The following is a 17,852-nucleotide window of genomic DNA, read 5'->3' as shown; positions in this document are numbered from 1 at the left end:
ATGAACCCTATAATCTATAACGAATTTGGAAAGCAGAATTTCACCAGACTAACTTCTACTACATTATCTGGATCTGTAAAATACATAGGTTCTGTTTTAGCACCAAATGGCTGTATTTATTACATACCTGGCGGTGCAAGTCGGGTATTAAAATTTAATCCTGTAAATGGGGTAATGACATTGATAGGAAATTCTTACGGTGTCACATCAGATCATAAATGGGTTGGTGGTACACTAGCGCCAAATGGAAAAATATACTGTGCTCCACAATCGGTATCAAATGTTACAAAAATACTAGTTATAAATCCTTCAAATGATACAACAGAATTACTAGACAAAGTTGGAGGTATTTCTTATAGTGGTGGAGTACTAGCGCCAAACGGCAATATTTATTTTATACCAACCACTAATTCAAGAGTCTTAAAGCTGGATCCCAATACAGGAATTACTTCATTAATTGGCAATACTTATTCTGGATCAACCTCAAATTGGTATGGAGGAGTATTAGCTTTTAATGGAAAAATATATTGTGCTCCTTTAAATAACGATAAAATTTTAGAAATAAATCCTGCTAATGATACAACTACGCTAGTAGGGGATTCTCTATCAGGAACCGGAAAATATTCTGGAGTTGTTTTAGCTCCAAATGGAAAATTATATTTTACACCGTACACTGGAGCTGATAGAATTTTAGAATTTAATCCTAATACGAGTACAACTGCATTGATTGGTTCAACCTATACTTCCGAGCAAAAATGGCTAGGTGGTGGAATTATTGGCCTAAACGGCAAAATTTACTTTATTCCAGCCAAAATAGGTAAGGTTTTAGAATTAGACACATTAACTAATACAACAAAACTAATAGGTAATAATTATGGTACAACTACATTAAAATGGACAACTGGTAATTTAGCTTCTAATGGGAAAATTTATTCCGGAATGTACAATTCTAATCAAATGTTAGAAGTCTATAATATCAATAAAACAAATATAATGATGGCAGATGCTTTAATACCTAGTGATTTATCACTGCTGGCAGCATCAAATTATAACAAATACTATAATAAGTTTTAATTGCAGCATACACTATAATATAATTGTTTAGTGAATACTTCTTCAATACAATACAGAGCAGCTTCTGCAGGAAAAGTAATTTTAACTGCAACACCAAACAATTGGACAATAACAGATGGAGAAATATAAATGATATATAATTTCTTTAAATATCATACTTCATAAAAATTTTAAAAAATCTATCTAATCACAATTAATAAAACAAAAAATGAGCACAACAAAATATAACAGAATTAAGGTAGCTGATTTAGAAAAAAATGAGCCAAATAAAACTTTAGTAACTAATGAAAGTGGTGAATTAGAATTTAGCAGCGGAACGCTTGTCACGACTAATAATCTTAAAACAATCAACGGAGAATCCCTTGTAGGAAGTGGAAATATCGATTTATCAAACAAGCAAGATATCGCTAATCAGGTTGAAGTCGCTGCAAGTCAAACTATTCCTTCTTCATGGCACGGAAAAACAATACTTTTCACAACAAGCTGTACAATTACAGTTCCTGCTTCTTTGCCAGCCAGTTTTATTTTTAACGGTATTACACTGCCTGGAGTAAGTATAACTTGGGCAATTACAACACCTCATACATGGTTATTTGGGGCACCTTCTGTAACCGCTGAGAAACAAATTTTTACTTTCACAAAAAGAGGTAATACTAATAATATTTTATTATTAGGAGTATAAGTTATGGGAAGCTTATTACAAAATACTATTTTTGGGAAAAAAAAATCCAAACTACAAGATAACTTAGTTGCATATTACAAATTTAATGGAGATGTTACCGAATCAACCGGCCTATCCCCAAATGGAATTACTACAAATACAAATTATGTAACCGGAAAAATAGGAAGTGCAATAAATTTTCCTTTATCAACTGTAGCGTATGTTGATATACCAAATAATGTAAACTTTAGTTTTACATCAGGAAACGGGGCAGATATCCCATTTTCTATTTCCTTCTGGTTTTATGCAACTAATTTTTCATCTACTGGAAACTGGATTATAAATAAAAGAAGTAATTCAACAGATGTTGAATGGCAAATACATTTAACGCCTTTTGGTGCTGCAACATTAACCAAATTTTCAGCAGGGTCAAATGCAATGTATCAAAGCGCAATAACTCCAAATGGGGTTATAGCTTTAAATAATTGGTATCATATTGTCGTTACTGATAATGGATCAAAAACAGTTTCTGGTACTAATATATATATTAATTCTATAAGTCAAACAATAAACGATACAAGCATAGGTCAGTACTTAGGAATGAACATAGGAAACAGTACTACCAGAATTGGTACTGCTAACTGGACTTTATCATCAACTTTAAGACATGTCGGATACGTTGACGAACTCGGTATTTGGAAAAACAGAGTGCTAAATCAAGATGATATTAATAAATTGTATAATTCAGGAAATGGGATATCTTTTCCTCTTTAAAAAATAAAATACAGTAAATTCCTTTTCATTTTTAAGAAAATGTCCTTGAATATTATAAAATATTCAAGGACATTTTACTTTATAGTCGACAGATCTTTCTTTTCTTAAATTTCCCATTTCTTAAAAACATTTCTATCCAAAAAACAATTAAATTTGGTGACCTTAAATCACCAAATTAATTATGAATTCAAAAAGAAATTCTTATCTATCCGCCTTATTAATGATACTGTTTTTCGTATCATTTTCGTATTCGCAGACTACAGCTTCAAAAACAGAAAACAAGTCAAAACTATTTGAAGAAACCGCAACAGACAGTGATTACTTAATGTCTATTGAAAAAGCAGGAGATGTTTTGCAATCGGCTGCAAATGATGCCGAATTCGAAGGAAACACTTTTCACTTATTTGGAGAAATTAAACGAACCGAAAGCAAACTCGATTTAATATTAGCAAGTTTAAAAGGTGCTAATCCGAATGTGCGAAATCAGCAAATGTATCGTATCGTTTTAAAAGAAATCGAACAGGAATTAAACGATCAAAATAAAGCGATAGATCACCGTAATTCTAATCTTGAAAAAATTAAAAGTAGAATTATTGATCTACGTAAAGACAAAACTCTTTTTACACTTATAAAAGATACCATTCGCAGAAAACAATTTAAAACAGAATTAGCCAGTCTTAAAAAAAGATATCTAAAAACGGACAGCCTGATGACGAAAAATCAGGAAATTTTAAATATCAAAAAAAGACTGACAGTAGAGCATAAAATTGCTGTTTCAAACGCCTTAACAACTGTAGAAACAAAACTCGAAAAATCTGGAATCAGTATTCTTAAAAAAGAATATCCGTCATTATGGAGCACTAATACTACAGCAAAAAAAGTGGTATCGCACAACATTAAAGCAAAAGTTATAATCGAAGAAAATGTTGCTGCTTATTATTTAAGCTACAAAGCAGGCGGGTTAATTACGTTATGTTTCTTCATGGGACTTTTGGCCTGGTATATTTCACGAAATTTGAAATACTTAAAATCTAACGGTCATGCCGAGAATCTTTCTCTTTTTAATTTTAAATATTTAAACAGAGGTGTTATTTTGCCTGTAATTATTATAGGTTTAAACATTGCTATAGTTACAAATTTATATGCTCCTGCTCTATTTTTAGAGCTGCTTCAGTTAGGTTCACTAGGTGTACTGACTATTATATTTAAAAATGACTGGTCTGGAAAATCAATGCGTAACTGGCTATTGCTTTTCGGATTATTTTTTGCCCTTTGCTTCCTTGACCTTTTTATCGAAGTTGGACTATTTCAACGCTGTTCTTTTATCATCATAAATATTCTAGGAATACGATATGGCTTAGTTCAAATAAAAAGTTTAAAAGATCAATTGTATATCAAAGGATTCTTTAAATGGGCCAGCATTATTTTTATCGGATTAAATGGATTATCAATTCTTTATAATATTTTCGGAAGAGTTTCGCTTTCAAATATGTTGAGCCTAACTGCATTTATTTCGCTGACGCAGATTGTTGCTTTAAGTGTTCTTTTAAAAATAATTCTGGAAATAATCCTTTTGCAAATTTACACAACACGTATAAAAAGAGGAATCGAAAAAATATTTGATTACGAGAATGTATCTGATACACTCAAAAAACCTTTTATAATTATAATCAGTTATATGTGGCTGGTTGTAATTGCTTCCAATTTAAACATTTGGGAATCATTACGTTCTTCTCTTGCCACTTTACTTAGCCGTCCTAATACCATTGGAAGCATCACTTTTACTTTAGGGAATATCGTTTTATTTTTCATTATTGTCTGGGCTGCACATTTACTGCAAAATTATGTTGCCTACTTTTTTGGAGAAATTGAAGATGAAAACGAAGAAAACATAAACAAAAGACAACACTCTAAGCTATTAATTACCAGACTTATTGTTCTTATTGTGGGTTATCTTTTGGCCGTCGCAGCTTCCGGAATGCCTTTAGATAAACTGAGTATTCTTTTAGGCGCATTAGGTGTTGGTGTTGGACTTGGACTTCAAAACGTGGTAAACAATTTTGTTTCGGGTATTATTTTGATTTTTGATAAACCAATTCAAATTGGAGATGTTATTGATATTAGTTCTGAATCTGGACGAGTAAAATCAATGGGATTAAGAACAACAAAAATCAATGCTCCAAATGGTGCCGAAATCATTATCCCAAATGGTAATTTATTATCTCAAAACATTACCAACTGGACGTATACCGATAATTTTAAACTGGTAGATATTTCTATTGAAATTAGCGGCGATGCAACTCCCGAAGATATAAATGCAACTATTTTAAGTTCTCTTGAAAGTCTTCCTTTAGTAAATAACACCAAACCGTCTCAGATTTATTACAATTCTATTTCTGATGGAAAATTTAAAATACAGATTAAATTTTGGTGCAGTATTTACAGAACCGAAGAAACTATAAGTACAGCGAAACAAGTTTTGTTTAGTAACTTTAAAGCAAAAGGGTTGACTTTTTCGACATAGAAAATTCTTTTATTTCAACCATTATAAAAGCAAAGAGCAAAGTCATTAGATTTTGCTCTTTTTTTGTTTCTGGAAGTTAGATATTAGAACTAAGATTATTTAAAAAAAATATCCAAAATGAGGTTTCCCGTAAAGAAAAATGAATATAAAAATCAATATTATATCTTGTATGCCTATGAGTTCTAACCATAATGATGCCTTTGGTAATTTTGGTGTTTTTTCAAACACTTTTTATGATCCTTTTCCAAATACAAAATGGAAATGGTTTGAGAATAATTTTAGTGGACATCCTGTATGGGGAACCGGTGGAGGAACAGACGAATTAGGACAAAAACTAGGTAAAGATGGACAGCGTGATAACCCTATTTATGCAAATGAAATGGTCTTCCCAATTGGCGGTGGCGGTGGAAAAGCTCAATATAACTTTTTAAAATATTCAAGAGACTTAACTGGTGGTTATTTACATGGAGACCAAGTAGGGAAATTTGATGATCAATATAATTACAAATATATTAGATATCAACAAGAAGATCATAACATTAATCTATTTGACAGTACAATTACTAAAAAAATAATAACTTTACACCTTGTAGGCGATCCACACAAAGTAGATCGACAGGTAGATTCACTAAATAGAATTTATTATCAAAAAGAAGCATTAAAAAATTCATATTTAAAATCATGGGGAAAATAAAACTTATTATTATACTAATAATTTTCATGTTAATTAGTTGTAATAATAAAAATTCACATACAGAAGAAGAGTATTTTCAAAATGGTAAATTAAAATCTGTATTCTATTATGACGATTTAAATAATCAGGTTAAATCTCAGGAATACTTTGAAACAGGAAAATTAAAAGAAGCTACGAGTTTTAAAAAAAACAGACAATCAGTAAGTTTTTTTTATAATGAACAAGGCAATTTGATTGGAAAAAAATACCGAATCGATTCAATAAATACGATACAGTACGAGTACCATAAAAACAAAAAAATTAAAGCTTTTGGTCCTTTGTACAATAATAATAAAAATGGATGGTGGAAAATATACAATGATAAAGGGCAGTTAATTCAAAAAGATGAAATCTTTACAATTGAGGGCAAAGAAGTACTAAATCAACGTATAAAATATGATTTAGACGGTCGCGAAATAAAATTACAAAGCGATACATTTACCATTAAATTAGCAGATACATTAAACATTGGAAGATCAATTGGATCAATTAAATGTAAACCAACATTTTCAAAAGACAGCAAATATGCTGTTTATGTAGGGCAAGGTATTAATCCGGATTTTAGTAATTTGAACACTGTAAAATTAGATACTTTTTATTCAACAAATAAAGATGATATTTGGTTTGGAATTCAAAACTTCTGGAAAGAAAAACATAAAAGGCTTTCTCGAAGAAATGCATTATGAAACTAACAATGAAAAATCTGATTTAACTATTAAAAAAAGTTTTAAATATTTTTCGAAGGAAGTTTATGTTAAATAAAAATGACTTTAATTTCACAAAAAAAAAATAATTATTACTAATTCGCAGATAATTTTAAAAAAATAGATCTAGCTTTTACTTATTACAATAAAAAAAGAGACTTTATAAGTCTCTTTTTTTATTGTATATCTTTGTCTAGTCCTGAAATAGCGATACACAAAAAGCCATCGTTATGGAAGATCAAATAAAGTATGTAAAGCGTAGTCAACGAGATTACAGTATGTCACTAAAACTTCAGATTGTTAGTGAGATTGAAAAGGGGAATATTTCCCCCGCTCCCCGAAGAGTTCTCATAAAAAGCTGCGCAAATGTCTCTGACTTTGCGCAATTCTTTTGTTCTTAGAAATTATAACTTTCTCAAAAGTCTCTGACTTTTTGAATATACTTCTTGATAAGATTAAGGTAAGCTTATTTTTTTAAAGTTAGAGACTTTGAGATGTCTACGATTTTTAAATATATTTGGAATAGCTCAAAGTCAGAGACATTTGCGCAGCTTGTTTATGTAGTTAAAGAACACTTAGCAGAGCGGGTTTTTATGCCTCTGATATTTATGTAAAAAATGGCACTGCTCATATACCAATTACATATGCTGATAAACTTAAATATTCAGATATGTCCATAGTTTCTCAAAGCCTTAAATCATTGGGAGTGGAGAGAATAAGTATTGATTCCGGTCCAATAATTCACAAGACACTTCCTCAATTTTTAGAAAAATTTTATCAATCGGGAAAACAATTTCAAGGTTTAGATGTTATAAAAACTGGCAATCCAAAAAATATGTATATTTTACAAAAAGATTTATGAAAAAAAATATCGAAGCAAGAATTAAACGAAATAAATTAGATTTGTGCGCAGGTAAGTTTTATGTGAATAATGATTCTGATTTTATCAAAGATTTAAAACAGAAGGGATTTTCTGCATTAGTCGGGATTAGAAGAGATGATGATGTATATACTGTTATTGGAAATGATTTTACCTATTATTGTTCAAATTTTAGAGTTGAAGGGCAAATTTCTCACGACGCTTTTTTAAAAATTCTTAAAAAAAATGCTTTAAAATTTGGTAAAACAGCAGAATATGAATTTGTTGAAATAAATGAAAGTTGTTCAATTTGGGTATTAAATATTGAGACGATGAATGCCATTTGGAATACTATAATGTTTTTACATAATGAATAAAATTAACAAAGCTTCAAACATGGTTATTTTTAATCAATAAAATATTATAGAGTAAAAAAAAGAGGGACTTAAATGTCTCTCTTTTTCATAAATACTTTTACTTTTCCAGCAACTTCTCCAAATAACCAATTTTCTCTTTCTCAGCTTCTAACAAACGCTCATAAAGTTTTTTGTTTTCTTAATAAACTTCAATCAATTTATCAAGAGGATTGAATATACAATGATTATTATTTCCAAAATGACTATTATTTACAGCTTCATTAAAACTATTAAAATAATTGATAGCCGCTTCGTCCGAAAAATTTTTAATTGTATCCACAGTTACGCCAAGAGCTTTTGCCACTTCTGCAAGTTTATCATCGTCGATAGTTTCACTGTTTTCCATAGCAGAAACTGCTTGTTGATTTGTTCCTAAAGCCTGAGCTAATGCTTCTACTTCATATCTCTTAGTTCAAGAATGCGGCTTATTTTTCGCACAATGTTGGCTACTGATTCTAAAGCTACGCCAATAGTATAAACAAAAAAAGCCACTTCATTATAGAAGCGACTTTCTGTTATATCATTACATTCAATTTATTTTCCATTTTCCAGAACCTCTAACCTCTTGTTTTGTTCTTCGATAATCTTCATTAATTTTTCGGTATTTTTCTGCTGTTCAATAGCATAAAGAGTTAATTCTTCAATTTTCTGCAAAAGTTTAGAGTTCATTTCTCCAAGATTAATCCCGTTTTTCAAAACTTCTTCTTCACTTGGGATATTTTCTAAATGTCCTTTTTCGGTAATATGTGTTTCAACTTCTTTTAGTGTTGGTAAATTATATTCTTTTTTAAATACAAAATCAGACCAGCCAAGCATATCAACTTTTACTTCTTGAGAATGAATCGTTCCCTTAACATCCAGTTTATTAGCTGTTGGAACTGTTGTTCCAATACCTACATTTCCGCCATAAAATAAAAATGTTCCATCTCGCTGCCAATGATATGCAGCACCAAAAATCGAAGGCTGTACATCATCTTCGTTAGAAATTATCTCTTCAATAAATGCAAAAACGGTATATTTACTAATATGTTTTGTATAAACTTTTACGATGTTATTTTCTACAATAAGTAATGGATGATTTGAAGAATTGCCAGACAAAGTAACTGCCCTAATCTGCCAAGAAGCAGTAGTTACATCATTCCATACTAAATATTCAGCACCTGTTTTAGTTCCCGTTCCTGTAACTACCAATTGGACTTTATAGATATTATTTTTATTTAAGGATTGACCTAAATCATCCGTTAATTCTAAAAGAGTTACATCGTTAACATAAAAGCTTTTGTTAAAAAATCTTCTCCCTCCTGTTTGTGAAAAAATATTTTGTGCAATTAGTAATACAATTATAAATAAAAAATTCTTTTTCATCTCTATTGGTTTTATTTATTTTCTAGTTTTTCACTAAGTAAATTTTCAATTCTTTCCAATTTAGCTTTTACAGAATTTAATTCTTTTTGCTGCTCAATGCTATACAAAGTCAATTCTTCAATTTTTTGCAAAAGTTTCGCATTCATTTCCCCTAGATTAATTCCATTTTTTAAAACTTCTTCTTCGCTTGGAATATTTTCTAAATGTCCTTTTTCAGCAATATGTTTTTCAACTTGTTCCAGTGTTGGCAAATTATATTCTTTTTTAAATACAAAATCAGACCAGCCTATCATGTCTACTTTTACTTCTTTTGAATGTATTGTCCCATTTACATCAAGTTTGTTTGAAGGACTTATTGTTCCAATACCAACATTACCATAGATATCAACTCGCATACGTTCTAATCCAAAAGTTCCAAATACGATATTTCTATTCATATCTGGAATTCTTGAATATCCTGACAAATCAATAAAAGATTTTGTACTAGAATTTGTGCCACCACCTGCGGAAATTCTTAAGAAACCATCATCTGCTAAATCCGTTGAATTACTAAAGCCTCGAATTTCACCATATGTTAACGTTCCAGTATTTATCGATGGTCTTTCTAATGCATTATTTAGACCTCCATTTAAAGTCAAAGATCCAATAACAGACAATTTACTGACAGGAGAAACGGTTCCAATACCAACATTACCCTGATTAATAGTCATATACGTTACTGCATCGTTACCCCACGACTGAATATTATCTTTGGGATCTCTTTCCCACCATGTTTTGGTATCTAAATTTGGAGTTTTGAAAGAAGCATCTATTGAAATCCCATCATGAAGTCTGGCATTAAACCAGTTATTTAAAGTCCCATCTCTGTACGTCCATAAGTTATTTATTAATATATTTCCAACATTTCCAGAAATACTGTTAATAAGCTGATAAGAGTTAACTGTACTACTAAGAGCGATAGGTTCGTAGCTGGTTATTGTACCCACAACATGTAATTTAGAAACCGGTGATAAAGTTCCAATTCCCACATTCGAGCCATCAGTAGGAAAAACACTTTGAGCAAAATTTACCTGCGCGGCAAATGCCACAAATAATAAAAAAGTCTTTCTCATAATTTATTTAATTTTTGGTTTTTGATGCGAAGTTTCGTTTTAAACTCCTTTATTTTTCTGCATAATAACTTCTACAAATAATTGATCTGTATTGGTTTTATAATTTCTCTTTTTAACGAAATTTAAATGTTTAATATTCCCAAGCATCGGATTATTTTCTACCTTGTTGAGTACTGCCAAACATCCATTAAACGATCCTTCAAGAGAAAATGTATAACTCGTTGTAGTAAAACCCTTTTGTGATATAATGTGAGGCTCTTTAAAATCAACAATCTTTAAATGGTAACTATCGCTATAAGAAGTTAATTGCTTTAATAAATCATTCTGGAAAGATTCTGAAATATTTACATCATAATTAGCCAAAATCTGATCCAGCTGTTTTTCTTTTTGAACCAGCTGCCCCACTAGTTTCGGCATATCACTATCTTGAGCTATCTCCTGCTCTTTGTTTTTATATTCAGTATAATAATTTATTGTATTAGAAATCGCAAAAGAATAGCAGATATAAAGCACAACAAAAAAACCAATTACAAGCAGTTTATTTTTTTTGTTCAGTTTCATCTTACTTCAGGGTTAAGTTTATAGAGAATGTAGTTTCATTATCTTCATTTTTACCAAAATGCGTAATTAAAACCTTGTCAATATATTGTAGTTTTTCAATATCTTCTACCCATTTAGTAAAGGACTGATTTGCAATTGTAGTTCCCGAAATAGTAATTATTTTATCTTTTGTCCATATAGCCTCTTCTGCTTTAATCTTTTTCTCTAATGGATTAAAAGTTAATTCAGTCAATAAAATTGACGAAGGCACTTTATTGGCAATTTCATTGATAATTAAAGAACTTCTGGAAGTCATTCTGCCATCAATGTCTTTTACCTTTTCTTCCTTTACTATAATTCTTTGCTTTATTTTACTGACATCTTCAATAGATGATTTATTTACCAGCAAAATTTCTGATGATTCCTGGGCTAGTTTATAATAGTGGGTAAAGAAAATAAAATTGAGAAGTAATATTCCTAATATAACCCCAACCATTATTTTAATTCCTTTATTAAAAAATGTTTTCTGATTGTAGTTATCATACAACTCATCACTATAAGAAATGATTGAACCGGTATTAAGAGTATTATTTAGTATCAATCGTAAAATACCTGAAAAAGCCAGTAATTGTCTATTCTCAATTTGAAGATCATTTATAGTATAGGTTATTGCAGATTCTAAAGAACTCGCAGAGATTATCTGAGTCTCTTCTTTAGATATATTTTGATGATTGGTATAAAGGTTATCTTCGTCAGTATAGGCAATAATATCAGCTATAGAACATACACCAAGACTGATTCCTGCAATTGTTATTTTTTGATTTTGATAATCTTCCAGTAAAGTAGTAACATATGACTTTCTTGCAATAGCAATAACAGATTTTGTTTTTAACCTCCAGATTTCATAATAAAACTCATCCCAGTTTGTATTAGGGAAAGATTTATGTAATAGTTTTTCATCTGATGGTTCTACACCTAAAACTTCTTTTTGAATAACCTGATTAGAATTTATAAGCACAAAAAAGGGTAGTTTCGTATCCCATTTTTCTGCAATTTTTCCATTATAGCCAACTCTGTCTTTTTTGCTAATTACTAACCCCTCTTTTTTCTTTTCAACTAGCAGTAAAGCGACTTTGTCTTCATTATTTATAGTGAAGTGCTCAACGCCAATGTATTGTTTTCCAAGTAAAAAAGTATGTAAGGAGAATGCGGTCATTAGTAAATAACTGTAGGTTTAATCAATACGCTTAATTTTTTCTTCGAATCTTCTCGTTTTCTCGAACTAAATAACCACTTTAGAATTGGAATTCTCGATAATAAAGGCACTCCTGTTCCTGAATCATTTTTTACAGACTCTTCAAGTCCGCCTAATACTATAATATCTTGATCTTTAACTCTAATAATTGAAGTAAACTCTCTGGAATTAATTCCCGGAGGAGCATCTTTGTCTACTTTTTGCCCATTAAAACTCGATTGAATTACTTTAATATCCATTGTAATCTGTCCGTTACCGGAAACCAAAGGCATAATAGTTACAGACAATTCAGCATCAATAGGCTGATAGTTTTTAACTTCCGAAGCCTGCGGAATTTGTGAACCATAATAATTCTGGTTGGTAACAACATAATATGTTGTTTCACCAATAGACAAATAAGCCTTATGGCCATTTAAAGTAGATAATCTCGGGGACGAACGTACTTTCAAATTTCCGTTTGTTTCCATTGCCTTTAAACTTAAATAAAAGTTAGGAACCACTTGTCCGATATTTAAAGAACCAAATCCGTTAAAACCATCAATAATTTTATTTATTGTTGAAGCGCCTAAATTAATATCTGCATTCGGAAAAACAGTTCCTTTTGTAGTAACAGGTTTATCTCCAATTCCTGCCTGAATCCCTGTTTCTACAGTTGCACTTCGATTTACTTCCAGCAGCATTACTTCTATTAAAATTACAGGAACGGCTTTGTCAATATAATTTATAAAGGATTCAAATCGTTCGATGTTTGCCGCAGGTCCGTTAACTAAAAAGCTATTCAGCTCTTTGTCAATTTTGATATCCAAATCTTTTTTTATTTCATCAGGTATTATAGTCAAAATAGATTCAGAAGGGCCACTGCTGCTGCTTGAAGACGAAGAATTACTGCTGTTATTATAATTACCATTTGGGTTAGAATAGTTAGAATTAGATGTTGATCTATTGCTATTACTATCATAAGAATTATAATTTGAATAGCTGTTCGTGTTATTTAATCTTCCTGCGCTTCGACCTTCTTTTGCCGGATCACTTAAAAGTTCAATAGAACGGTGCATTAGCGGAATCGATTTAATATTTCGCACCACTAATTGATCTTTTGTTCCAAAATAATACACAGAGCCACTTCTTTTAAAAGTATAACTGCCTCCAGAAGATGCCATAGACCCAACTGAGTTATTAGTATTAAACTGCTGTGAATTATTATTTTGTGCTGGATAACTATCTGTTTTTACTTCAAACAATTTTGCTAAAAGTTCGTCAAAAGTGATGTTTTTGGCTTTTACTGTTCCGTTACCTGCGTTTTCTAAAGGACTTGATATAAACATATCAATATCAAGTTCGTGACCTATATCATACACTATACTTGAAATTGGAGTGTTTTCAAAATCTACGTTTAACAGTTTTTTATCAGGATCAATTACAGTAAAGAAAAAATTAGATTTTCTTGGACGCTGAGGTTTGTTTTGTCTTATTTCTCCATTTTGGTTTCCTGTACCTTCAACAACAAAATTTCCTTCTAATTTATCAAAAATGTAAAAGTTATCTCTAGATTTGGTTACGTTTAAATTATTAGCAAAAGCCAATTTATTTAGTGCCGCATCAAAAGGCATACTTTTTATATAAGCAGTCAGTGGCTGGTTTTCTAATCCAGGAGCAAAAACCAAATTTTTACCGCTTACATCCATTATTTTTCTGAAAACATCATATAATTTATCTTCTTTCAGGTTTAGCGAAAGTAAATTATTGGCATAATCATAGGCAACATCAATCTCTTTTATCTTTTGAATTTCTACAGGTTTTTCATATGATTTTATGGCCAGAATATTTCCCGTAAAATCAATGGTTAGATTATATTCTTTACACAAAAATATAAGTAGATCACCTACTGTAACATCCGAAAAATTATTTACAATATTAATCTGGTTTAGATTTGTAGCTACACTAAAATTAAGTTTATGAATTTGAGAAACAGCCAATAAGAAGCTCGACAAAGAAGCCTCTTTAATATTAACATTAACTTTTTCATTAAGTCCAGGAGCGTCGGCAGAAATGGATTCTATATTATTTTTAAGCTGTAAAATCCGATTATCCTGTGAATATGAAATCTGGAAAAGAATCAGTAAAAATAGAGTAATTATTTTTTTCATGAATTTATGTCAATTGTAGGACTTTTATATATTTTAATTTACAAGAGTAATGAAAAAACTTCATCAACAGAAGTGATTCCTTCTTTTATTAATAACAATGCATTACGCTTTAGTGTAAAAATATCTTTTTCTTCTAGATAATCATTGATATCCAGTTGGTTGTTTTTAATTAAATTAGATAATTCTGAACCAATTGGCAGAATTTCATAAATCGCTTTCCTTCCTGAATAACCTGTATGATAACAATGCTCACATCCCACAGCAATATGATGTGATTTTAAGTCTTTTGGAACTTCAAAACCAGTTGGGAAAATTTCTTCAGTAATTGGCTGTTCCGTTTTACAAGAATTACACAATTTACGTACTAAACGCTGTGCAACACTAATATTAAGAGTACTTGCAATTAAAAATGACGGAACTCCCATATCTATCAATCTCGATACTGTTGCCCATGCTGAATTTGTATGTATAGTTGATAAAACAAGATGCCCTGTCAATGCAGCGCGAATCGCCATATTTGCGGTATTCACATCACGTATCTCTCCCACCATAATAATATCCGGGTCCTGCCTTAAAAATGTTCTTAAAGTTGCTGCAAAATCAAGCCCGATATTTTCTTTTAACTGAACCTGATTAATTCCTTCCAGCGTATATTCTATCGGATCTTCAACTGTTAAAATATTAGTATTCGGGACATTTAATCTTTTCAAGGTAGCATATAGAGTTGTTGTTTTTCCTGAACCTGTCGGCCCCGAAATAAGAACAATACCATTTGGGCGTTTTATATTTTCTAAATAAGAAGCCAATTCTTTTTCTGTAAAACCCAAAGAATTAATATCAATATGACTGGTGTCTTTACTTAAAATACGGAGTACTACTTTTTCTCCGTGCAGCGTTGGCAAAACAGAAACACGAACATCAAAATCCTGATAATCCGTAACCATTGTTATACGCCCGTCTTGTGGTAATCTTTTTTCGGATATATCGAGCTGGGCACGAATTTTTATTTTGTTTACAATAATTGGATATTCTTCTACCGAAATATGAAACTGTTCTTTTAACTTACCATCTAAACGAAAACGAACTCTTGCATTTTTTTCATAAGGTTCAAAATGAATATCACTGCTCCCTATTTCCTTAGCATTTAATACAATTTTTTCTAAAAAATCAGAAGTATAATGAATCTCAGAAACGTTATTAGACGTTTTGCGGTAATTGGTACTTAAATAACGGTTTATATTTTCTGTAGAATCTGTTTCTAACCGAACAGGAAAACTAAGCAGAATACTTAATTCATTCTGCAAGCCTGCTATGTCAGAATTATCTGTTTTTAATAGTACGTTTTTTTCATTTTTCCCAACAGGAACAATTCGGTAATAATAAGCCTGTTCTGATTTAACAAGCTGCTGGAACTCTATTGAAATGTCAAAATTTTCCATTTAATAAGCGTATAAAAATGTGTCGTTCCAAAAAAAAGAAATTGCATAAACAGCACCAAAAAAAAGTGACATATAACCCGCTAATGGTACCGTAGACTGCTCTTTTTTGTTACTTAAAACTAAATGCAAAATCAAAGAAAACAAAAGGGAAAAAACAAATAAAACCAGAAAAGAAACTATAGAAAATGTGCCGGCTATAAAAAGAAAAAACAGGATATCTCCTATCCCGATAGTATTTTTAAAATCTAATTTTCTAAACCTGACATACATCATACTGACTGCCAAAATCAAAACTACAAATATTAAATTAAACCCCAAATTAGTCAATGCAATTGACAAAGGCAGATTGTGTAATTGAATTGCAAAAGCTAGAATCCCAATAATTGGATATAAAAACCAGTAAACTAAACGGCTTTTAAAATCCTGATATAATACAAGAGTAAATACAATAAGTAAAATTAATTTCAAGTACCACATTAATCATTTATGATTTGTTTTGGAACACCATTCTGATCAATTTCCCAAACATTAAAAACCCCATTTCCATTAAAATCAGTAATTGCTGTAGCCTTTACTTTAAACTCATTATTAGTTGACTGTACTATTTCATAAACATAATTCGCACTCCCGCTTTCTTTTGTCGTTTTTGGTGCTTCAAAGTCTATCTCAGTAAAATTCGGGCTGTATTTTGAGTACATAAAATAGTACTGTTTCTCTGCATTATATATTGCTTTAAGCTGTACCTGTGCCTCTACGCTTTTTGCTTTTGTAATCAAAGGCATCAGGTTTGGCAAAGCAATTAAAAGCAAAATTCCTATGATAGCAAGAACAATCAACATTTCCTGTAGATTGAATGATGGCAGTTTTTTAAGTAGATTTTTCTTCACAACAAAAATGTAATATTTTTTTACAAATATATCTTTTTTATTGAGAAAACAAGGATGCCGGGAATGAGAAATAATTTGTTAATAATTCCATGAAAAATATAAGAAAAACCTTTTATTATTTTTTCCGTACTTAGAAGCAAATTCAAATAAAACCTTGCAGAAATATCCGTTTTTTGCTTCAAACTTGTAGGGAACTGGGAATGTTTTTTCTTTAGAAATACCCCTGCTAAAGTGAAATGGAAGCTCATTAATTCAAAGAAAGCGATAAGAATAAAAGTAAGTCCCTTTTAAGTTTCAAAAAAAATGCACGACGTAGACATTCGTGCATTTTTTAATTATAAAATCTCAATAGCTTTAAAGTATTCTCAACAACTATTTCTTTTCTATAGTTTCAATCTTTTTAACTAGCAGCTTATTTTCCTGAGCAAGCTTATCATTATTGATTTGAAGTACATTTACTTTCTTATTTACATCAATCATATAAAGAGTAAGTTCTTCAATTTTTTGCAGTAATTTAGCATTCATCTCACCTAAAGAAATTCCGTTTTTTACAGCTTCTTCTTCACTTGGAATATTTTCTAAATGACCTTTTTCTGTAATATATTTTTCTACTTCTTCAAGAGTTGACAAATTATAATTGTTTTTAAAAACATAATCAGTCCAGCCTAGAACATCTACTTTAACTTCTTTCGAATGAATCGTTCCATTTACTGCCAAGGCACTATCTGGCGTGTTTGTACCAATCCCTACTCTATCTTGCATAATACTAGTGTAATGACGCGTTCCAGGTGATACAATGGTTTCTAAAGAACTAATTGTTGTGCCGGTTTTTATTAAATTAATATCTGTAGCACTTGATACTATTAAACCTTCAATTTTAATTATCAAAAAATTACTTGTTCCTACCAAATGATAAATAGGAATACTGTTCGTATCATGATTAAAATCACCTATAAGCCATTGGTTTGCTACAGGCCCAAATGCTTGCGGAATTTCAGTTGTCTGATTAAAATAACCACCTACATTATGACCAATTTGATATCTTTTAGTTAATTTTCCTATTGACAATTGATTACTGTATCCGGAAGTAACTGTAACTTCCAACCAGCCCCACAATGGAACACTAGGGAATTGAATATTTACTGCCTGATTTGCGACACCTTGTGGAAATAAGGCACTTAGTGTTAAATCAAAAGGTCCATTTGCTTGAGAATAGGATGAAAAATTAAAAAATAGTACAATTAAAATTAAGCTGAAAAATTTGCTTTTTAGTTTTCTTTTTTTTTTGGTTTAGCATTTTATTTAGTTTTTAGTTTATGAATTTCATTTTGTAATTCCTGAATTTGTTGAGAAAATAAGATT

The 17,852-nt window shown here is 30.6% G+C and carries 17 protein-coding genes and 1 pseudogene; 8 read left to right on the top strand and 10 right to left on the bottom strand.

The genetic code is table 11. The features are described from left to right. From ASD98_RS09685 to ASD98_RS09650, 8 genes are all read left to right on the top strand, one after another. A complete protein-coding gene (locus tag ASD98_RS09685; RefSeq protein ID WP_056203558.1) occupies positions 1–1,074 on the top strand; it encodes a hypothetical protein in 1,074 nt (357 codons plus the stop codon). A 208-nt stretch (positions 1,075–1,282) separates the two neighbouring features. Next, a complete protein-coding gene (locus ASD98_RS09680) occupies positions 1,283–1,756 on the top strand; it encodes a hypothetical protein (RefSeq protein ID WP_056203554.1) in 474 nt (157 codons plus the stop codon). A 3-nt stretch (positions 1,757–1,759) separates the two neighbouring features. Beyond that, entirely contained in the window at positions 1,760–2,509 is a 750-nt protein-coding gene (locus ASD98_RS09675; RefSeq protein WP_056203551.1) for a LamG-like jellyroll fold domain-containing protein, read from the top strand. Between the two features lie 181 nt (positions 2,510–2,690). Continuing rightward, positions 2,691–5,033: a mechanosensitive ion channel family protein gene (locus ASD98_RS09670; RefSeq protein WP_056203547.1), complete on the top strand. Its 2,343-nt coding sequence runs from the start codon at positions 2,691–2,693 to the stop codon at positions 5,031–5,033. Positions 5,034–5,208: 175 nt separating this feature from the next. Continuing rightward, positions 5,209–5,727: a hypothetical protein gene (locus tag ASD98_RS09665; RefSeq protein ID WP_056203544.1), complete on the top strand. Its 519-nt coding sequence runs from the start codon at positions 5,209–5,211 to the stop codon at positions 5,725–5,727. Further along, on the top strand, positions 5,715–6,452 hold the full coding sequence (locus tag ASD98_RS09660; protein ID WP_056203541.1) for a hypothetical protein: 738 nt from the start codon (positions 5,715–5,717) through the stop codon (positions 6,450–6,452). The genes ASD98_RS09665 and ASD98_RS09660 overlap by 13 nt, the downstream gene beginning before the upstream one ends. A gap of 688 nt (positions 6,453–7,140) precedes the next feature. Beyond that, complete coding sequence (locus ASD98_RS09655) at positions 7,141–7,332, top strand: hypothetical protein (RefSeq protein WP_056203538.1); 192 nt, start codon at positions 7,141–7,143, stop codon at positions 7,330–7,332. Continuing rightward, positions 7,329–7,706 (top strand): hypothetical protein, encoded by a 378-nt coding sequence (locus ASD98_RS09650; RefSeq protein WP_056203535.1) that lies wholly within the window; start codon positions 7,329–7,331, stop codon positions 7,704–7,706. The genes ASD98_RS09655 and ASD98_RS09650 overlap by 4 nt, the downstream gene beginning before the upstream one ends. A 97-nt stretch (positions 7,707–7,803) precedes the next feature. Here the strand turns inward: ASD98_RS09650 and ASD98_RS09645 are convergent. The 10 genes and pseudogenes from ASD98_RS09645 to ASD98_RS09595 form a co-directional block, all read right to left on the bottom strand. Next, positions 7,804–8,216, bottom strand: a pseudogene (locus ASD98_RS09645) (helix-turn-helix domain-containing protein). A gap of 63 nt (positions 8,217–8,279) precedes the next feature. Continuing rightward, positions 8,280–9,110 carry a tail fiber protein gene (locus ASD98_RS09640; protein ID WP_056203532.1) on the bottom strand — a complete coding sequence of 277 codons (831 nt, stop codon included), beginning with the start codon at positions 9,108–9,110 and terminating at the stop codon, positions 8,280–8,282. An 11-nt stretch (positions 9,111–9,121) separates the two neighbouring features. Beyond that, positions 9,122–10,222: a hypothetical protein gene (locus ASD98_RS09635; protein ID WP_056203529.1), complete on the bottom strand. Its 1,101-nt coding sequence runs from the start codon at positions 10,220–10,222 to the stop codon at positions 9,122–9,124. A gap of 39 nt (positions 10,223–10,261) precedes the next feature. Further along, a complete protein-coding gene (locus ASD98_RS09630; protein ID WP_056203526.1) occupies positions 10,262–10,783 on the bottom strand; it encodes a hypothetical protein in 522 nt (173 codons plus the stop codon). A 1-nt stretch (position 10,784) separates the two neighbouring features. Next, a complete protein-coding gene (locus ASD98_RS09625; protein ID WP_056203524.1) occupies positions 10,785–11,978 on the bottom strand; it encodes a hypothetical protein in 1,194 nt (397 codons plus the stop codon). Continuing rightward, positions 11,978–14,164, bottom strand: coding sequence for a type II secretion system protein GspD (locus ASD98_RS09620; protein WP_056203521.1), 2,187 nt, complete (start codon positions 14,162–14,164; stop codon positions 11,978–11,980). Before ASD98_RS09620 ends, ASD98_RS09625 begins: the two co-directional genes overlap by 1 nt. A gap of 38 nt (positions 14,165–14,202) precedes the next feature. After that, positions 14,203–15,603: a GspE/PulE family protein gene (locus ASD98_RS09615; protein WP_056203519.1), complete on the bottom strand. Its 1,401-nt coding sequence runs from the start codon at positions 15,601–15,603 to the stop codon at positions 14,203–14,205. Then, positions 15,604–16,080, bottom strand: coding sequence for a hypothetical protein (locus ASD98_RS09610; RefSeq protein WP_056203516.1), 477 nt, complete (start codon positions 16,078–16,080; stop codon positions 15,604–15,606). Further along, positions 16,080–16,490 carry a type IV pilin protein gene (locus ASD98_RS09605; RefSeq protein ID WP_291152152.1) on the bottom strand — a complete coding sequence of 137 codons (411 nt, stop codon included), beginning with the start codon at positions 16,488–16,490 and terminating at the stop codon, positions 16,080–16,082. The genes ASD98_RS09610 and ASD98_RS09605 overlap by 1 nt, the downstream gene beginning before the upstream one ends. 372 nt (positions 16,491–16,862) lie before the next feature. Beyond that, a complete protein-coding gene (locus tag ASD98_RS09595; protein WP_056203507.1) occupies positions 16,863–17,594 on the bottom strand; it encodes a hypothetical protein in 732 nt (243 codons plus the stop codon). Positions 17,595–17,852 lie beyond the last annotated feature (258 nt).

The sequence above is a fragment of the Flavobacterium sp. Root186 genome, from assembly GCF_001428525.1.
Lineage (GTDB): Bacteria > Bacteroidota > Bacteroidia > Flavobacteriales > Flavobacteriaceae > Flavobacterium.
The sequence above is the reverse complement of the archived record's forward strand: the minus strand, read 5'-3'. Positions and strand labels throughout refer to the sequence as shown.

Bases quoted from the DNA above. Each gene is read 5' to 3' on its own strand.
- ASD98_RS09630 (WP_056203526.1), bottom strand. From the start codon at position 10,783: ATGAAACTGAACAAAAAAAATAAACTGCTTGTAATTGGTTTTTTTGTT.
- ASD98_RS09635 (WP_056203529.1), bottom strand. From the start codon at position 10,222: ATGAGAAAGACTTTTTTATTATTTGTGGCATTTGCCGCGCAGGTAAAT.
- ASD98_RS09650 (WP_056203535.1), top strand. From the start codon at position 7,329: ATGAAAAAAAATATCGAAGCAAGAATTAAACGAAATAAATTAGATTTG.
- ASD98_RS09655 (WP_056203538.1), top strand. From the start codon at position 7,141: ATGTCCATAGTTTCTCAAAGCCTTAAATCATTGGGAGTGGAGAGAATA.
- ASD98_RS09660 (WP_056203541.1), top strand. From the start codon at position 5,715: ATGGGGAAAATAAAACTTATTATTATACTAATAATTTTCATGTTAATT.
- ASD98_RS09620 (WP_056203521.1), bottom strand. From the start codon at position 14,164: ATGAAAAAAATAATTACTCTATTTTTACTGATTCTTTTCCAGATTTCA.
- ASD98_RS09675 (WP_056203551.1), top strand. From the start codon at position 1,760: ATGGGAAGCTTATTACAAAATACTATTTTTGGGAAAAAAAAATCCAAA.
- ASD98_RS09625 (WP_056203524.1), bottom strand. From the start codon at position 11,978: ATGACCGCATTCTCCTTACATACTTTTTTACTTGGAAAACAATACATT.
- ASD98_RS09685 (WP_056203558.1), top strand. From the start codon at position 1: ATGAACCCTATAATCTATAACGAATTTGGAAAGCAGAATTTCACCAGA.
- ASD98_RS09640 (WP_056203532.1), bottom strand. From the start codon at position 9,110: ATGAAAAAGAATTTTTTATTTATAATTGTATTACTAATTGCACAAAAT.
- ASD98_RS09670 (WP_056203547.1), top strand. From the start codon at position 2,691: ATGAATTCAAAAAGAAATTCTTATCTATCCGCCTTATTAATGATACTG.
- ASD98_RS09615 (WP_056203519.1), bottom strand. From the start codon at position 15,603: ATGGAAAATTTTGACATTTCAATAGAGTTCCAGCAGCTTGTTAAATCA.
- ASD98_RS09680 (WP_056203554.1), top strand. From the start codon at position 1,283: ATGAGCACAACAAAATATAACAGAATTAAGGTAGCTGATTTAGAAAAA.
- ASD98_RS09610 (WP_056203516.1), bottom strand. From the start codon at position 16,080: ATGTGGTACTTGAAATTAATTTTACTTATTGTATTTACTCTTGTATTA.
- ASD98_RS09665 (WP_056203544.1), top strand. From the start codon at position 5,209: ATGAGTTCTAACCATAATGATGCCTTTGGTAATTTTGGTGTTTTTTCA.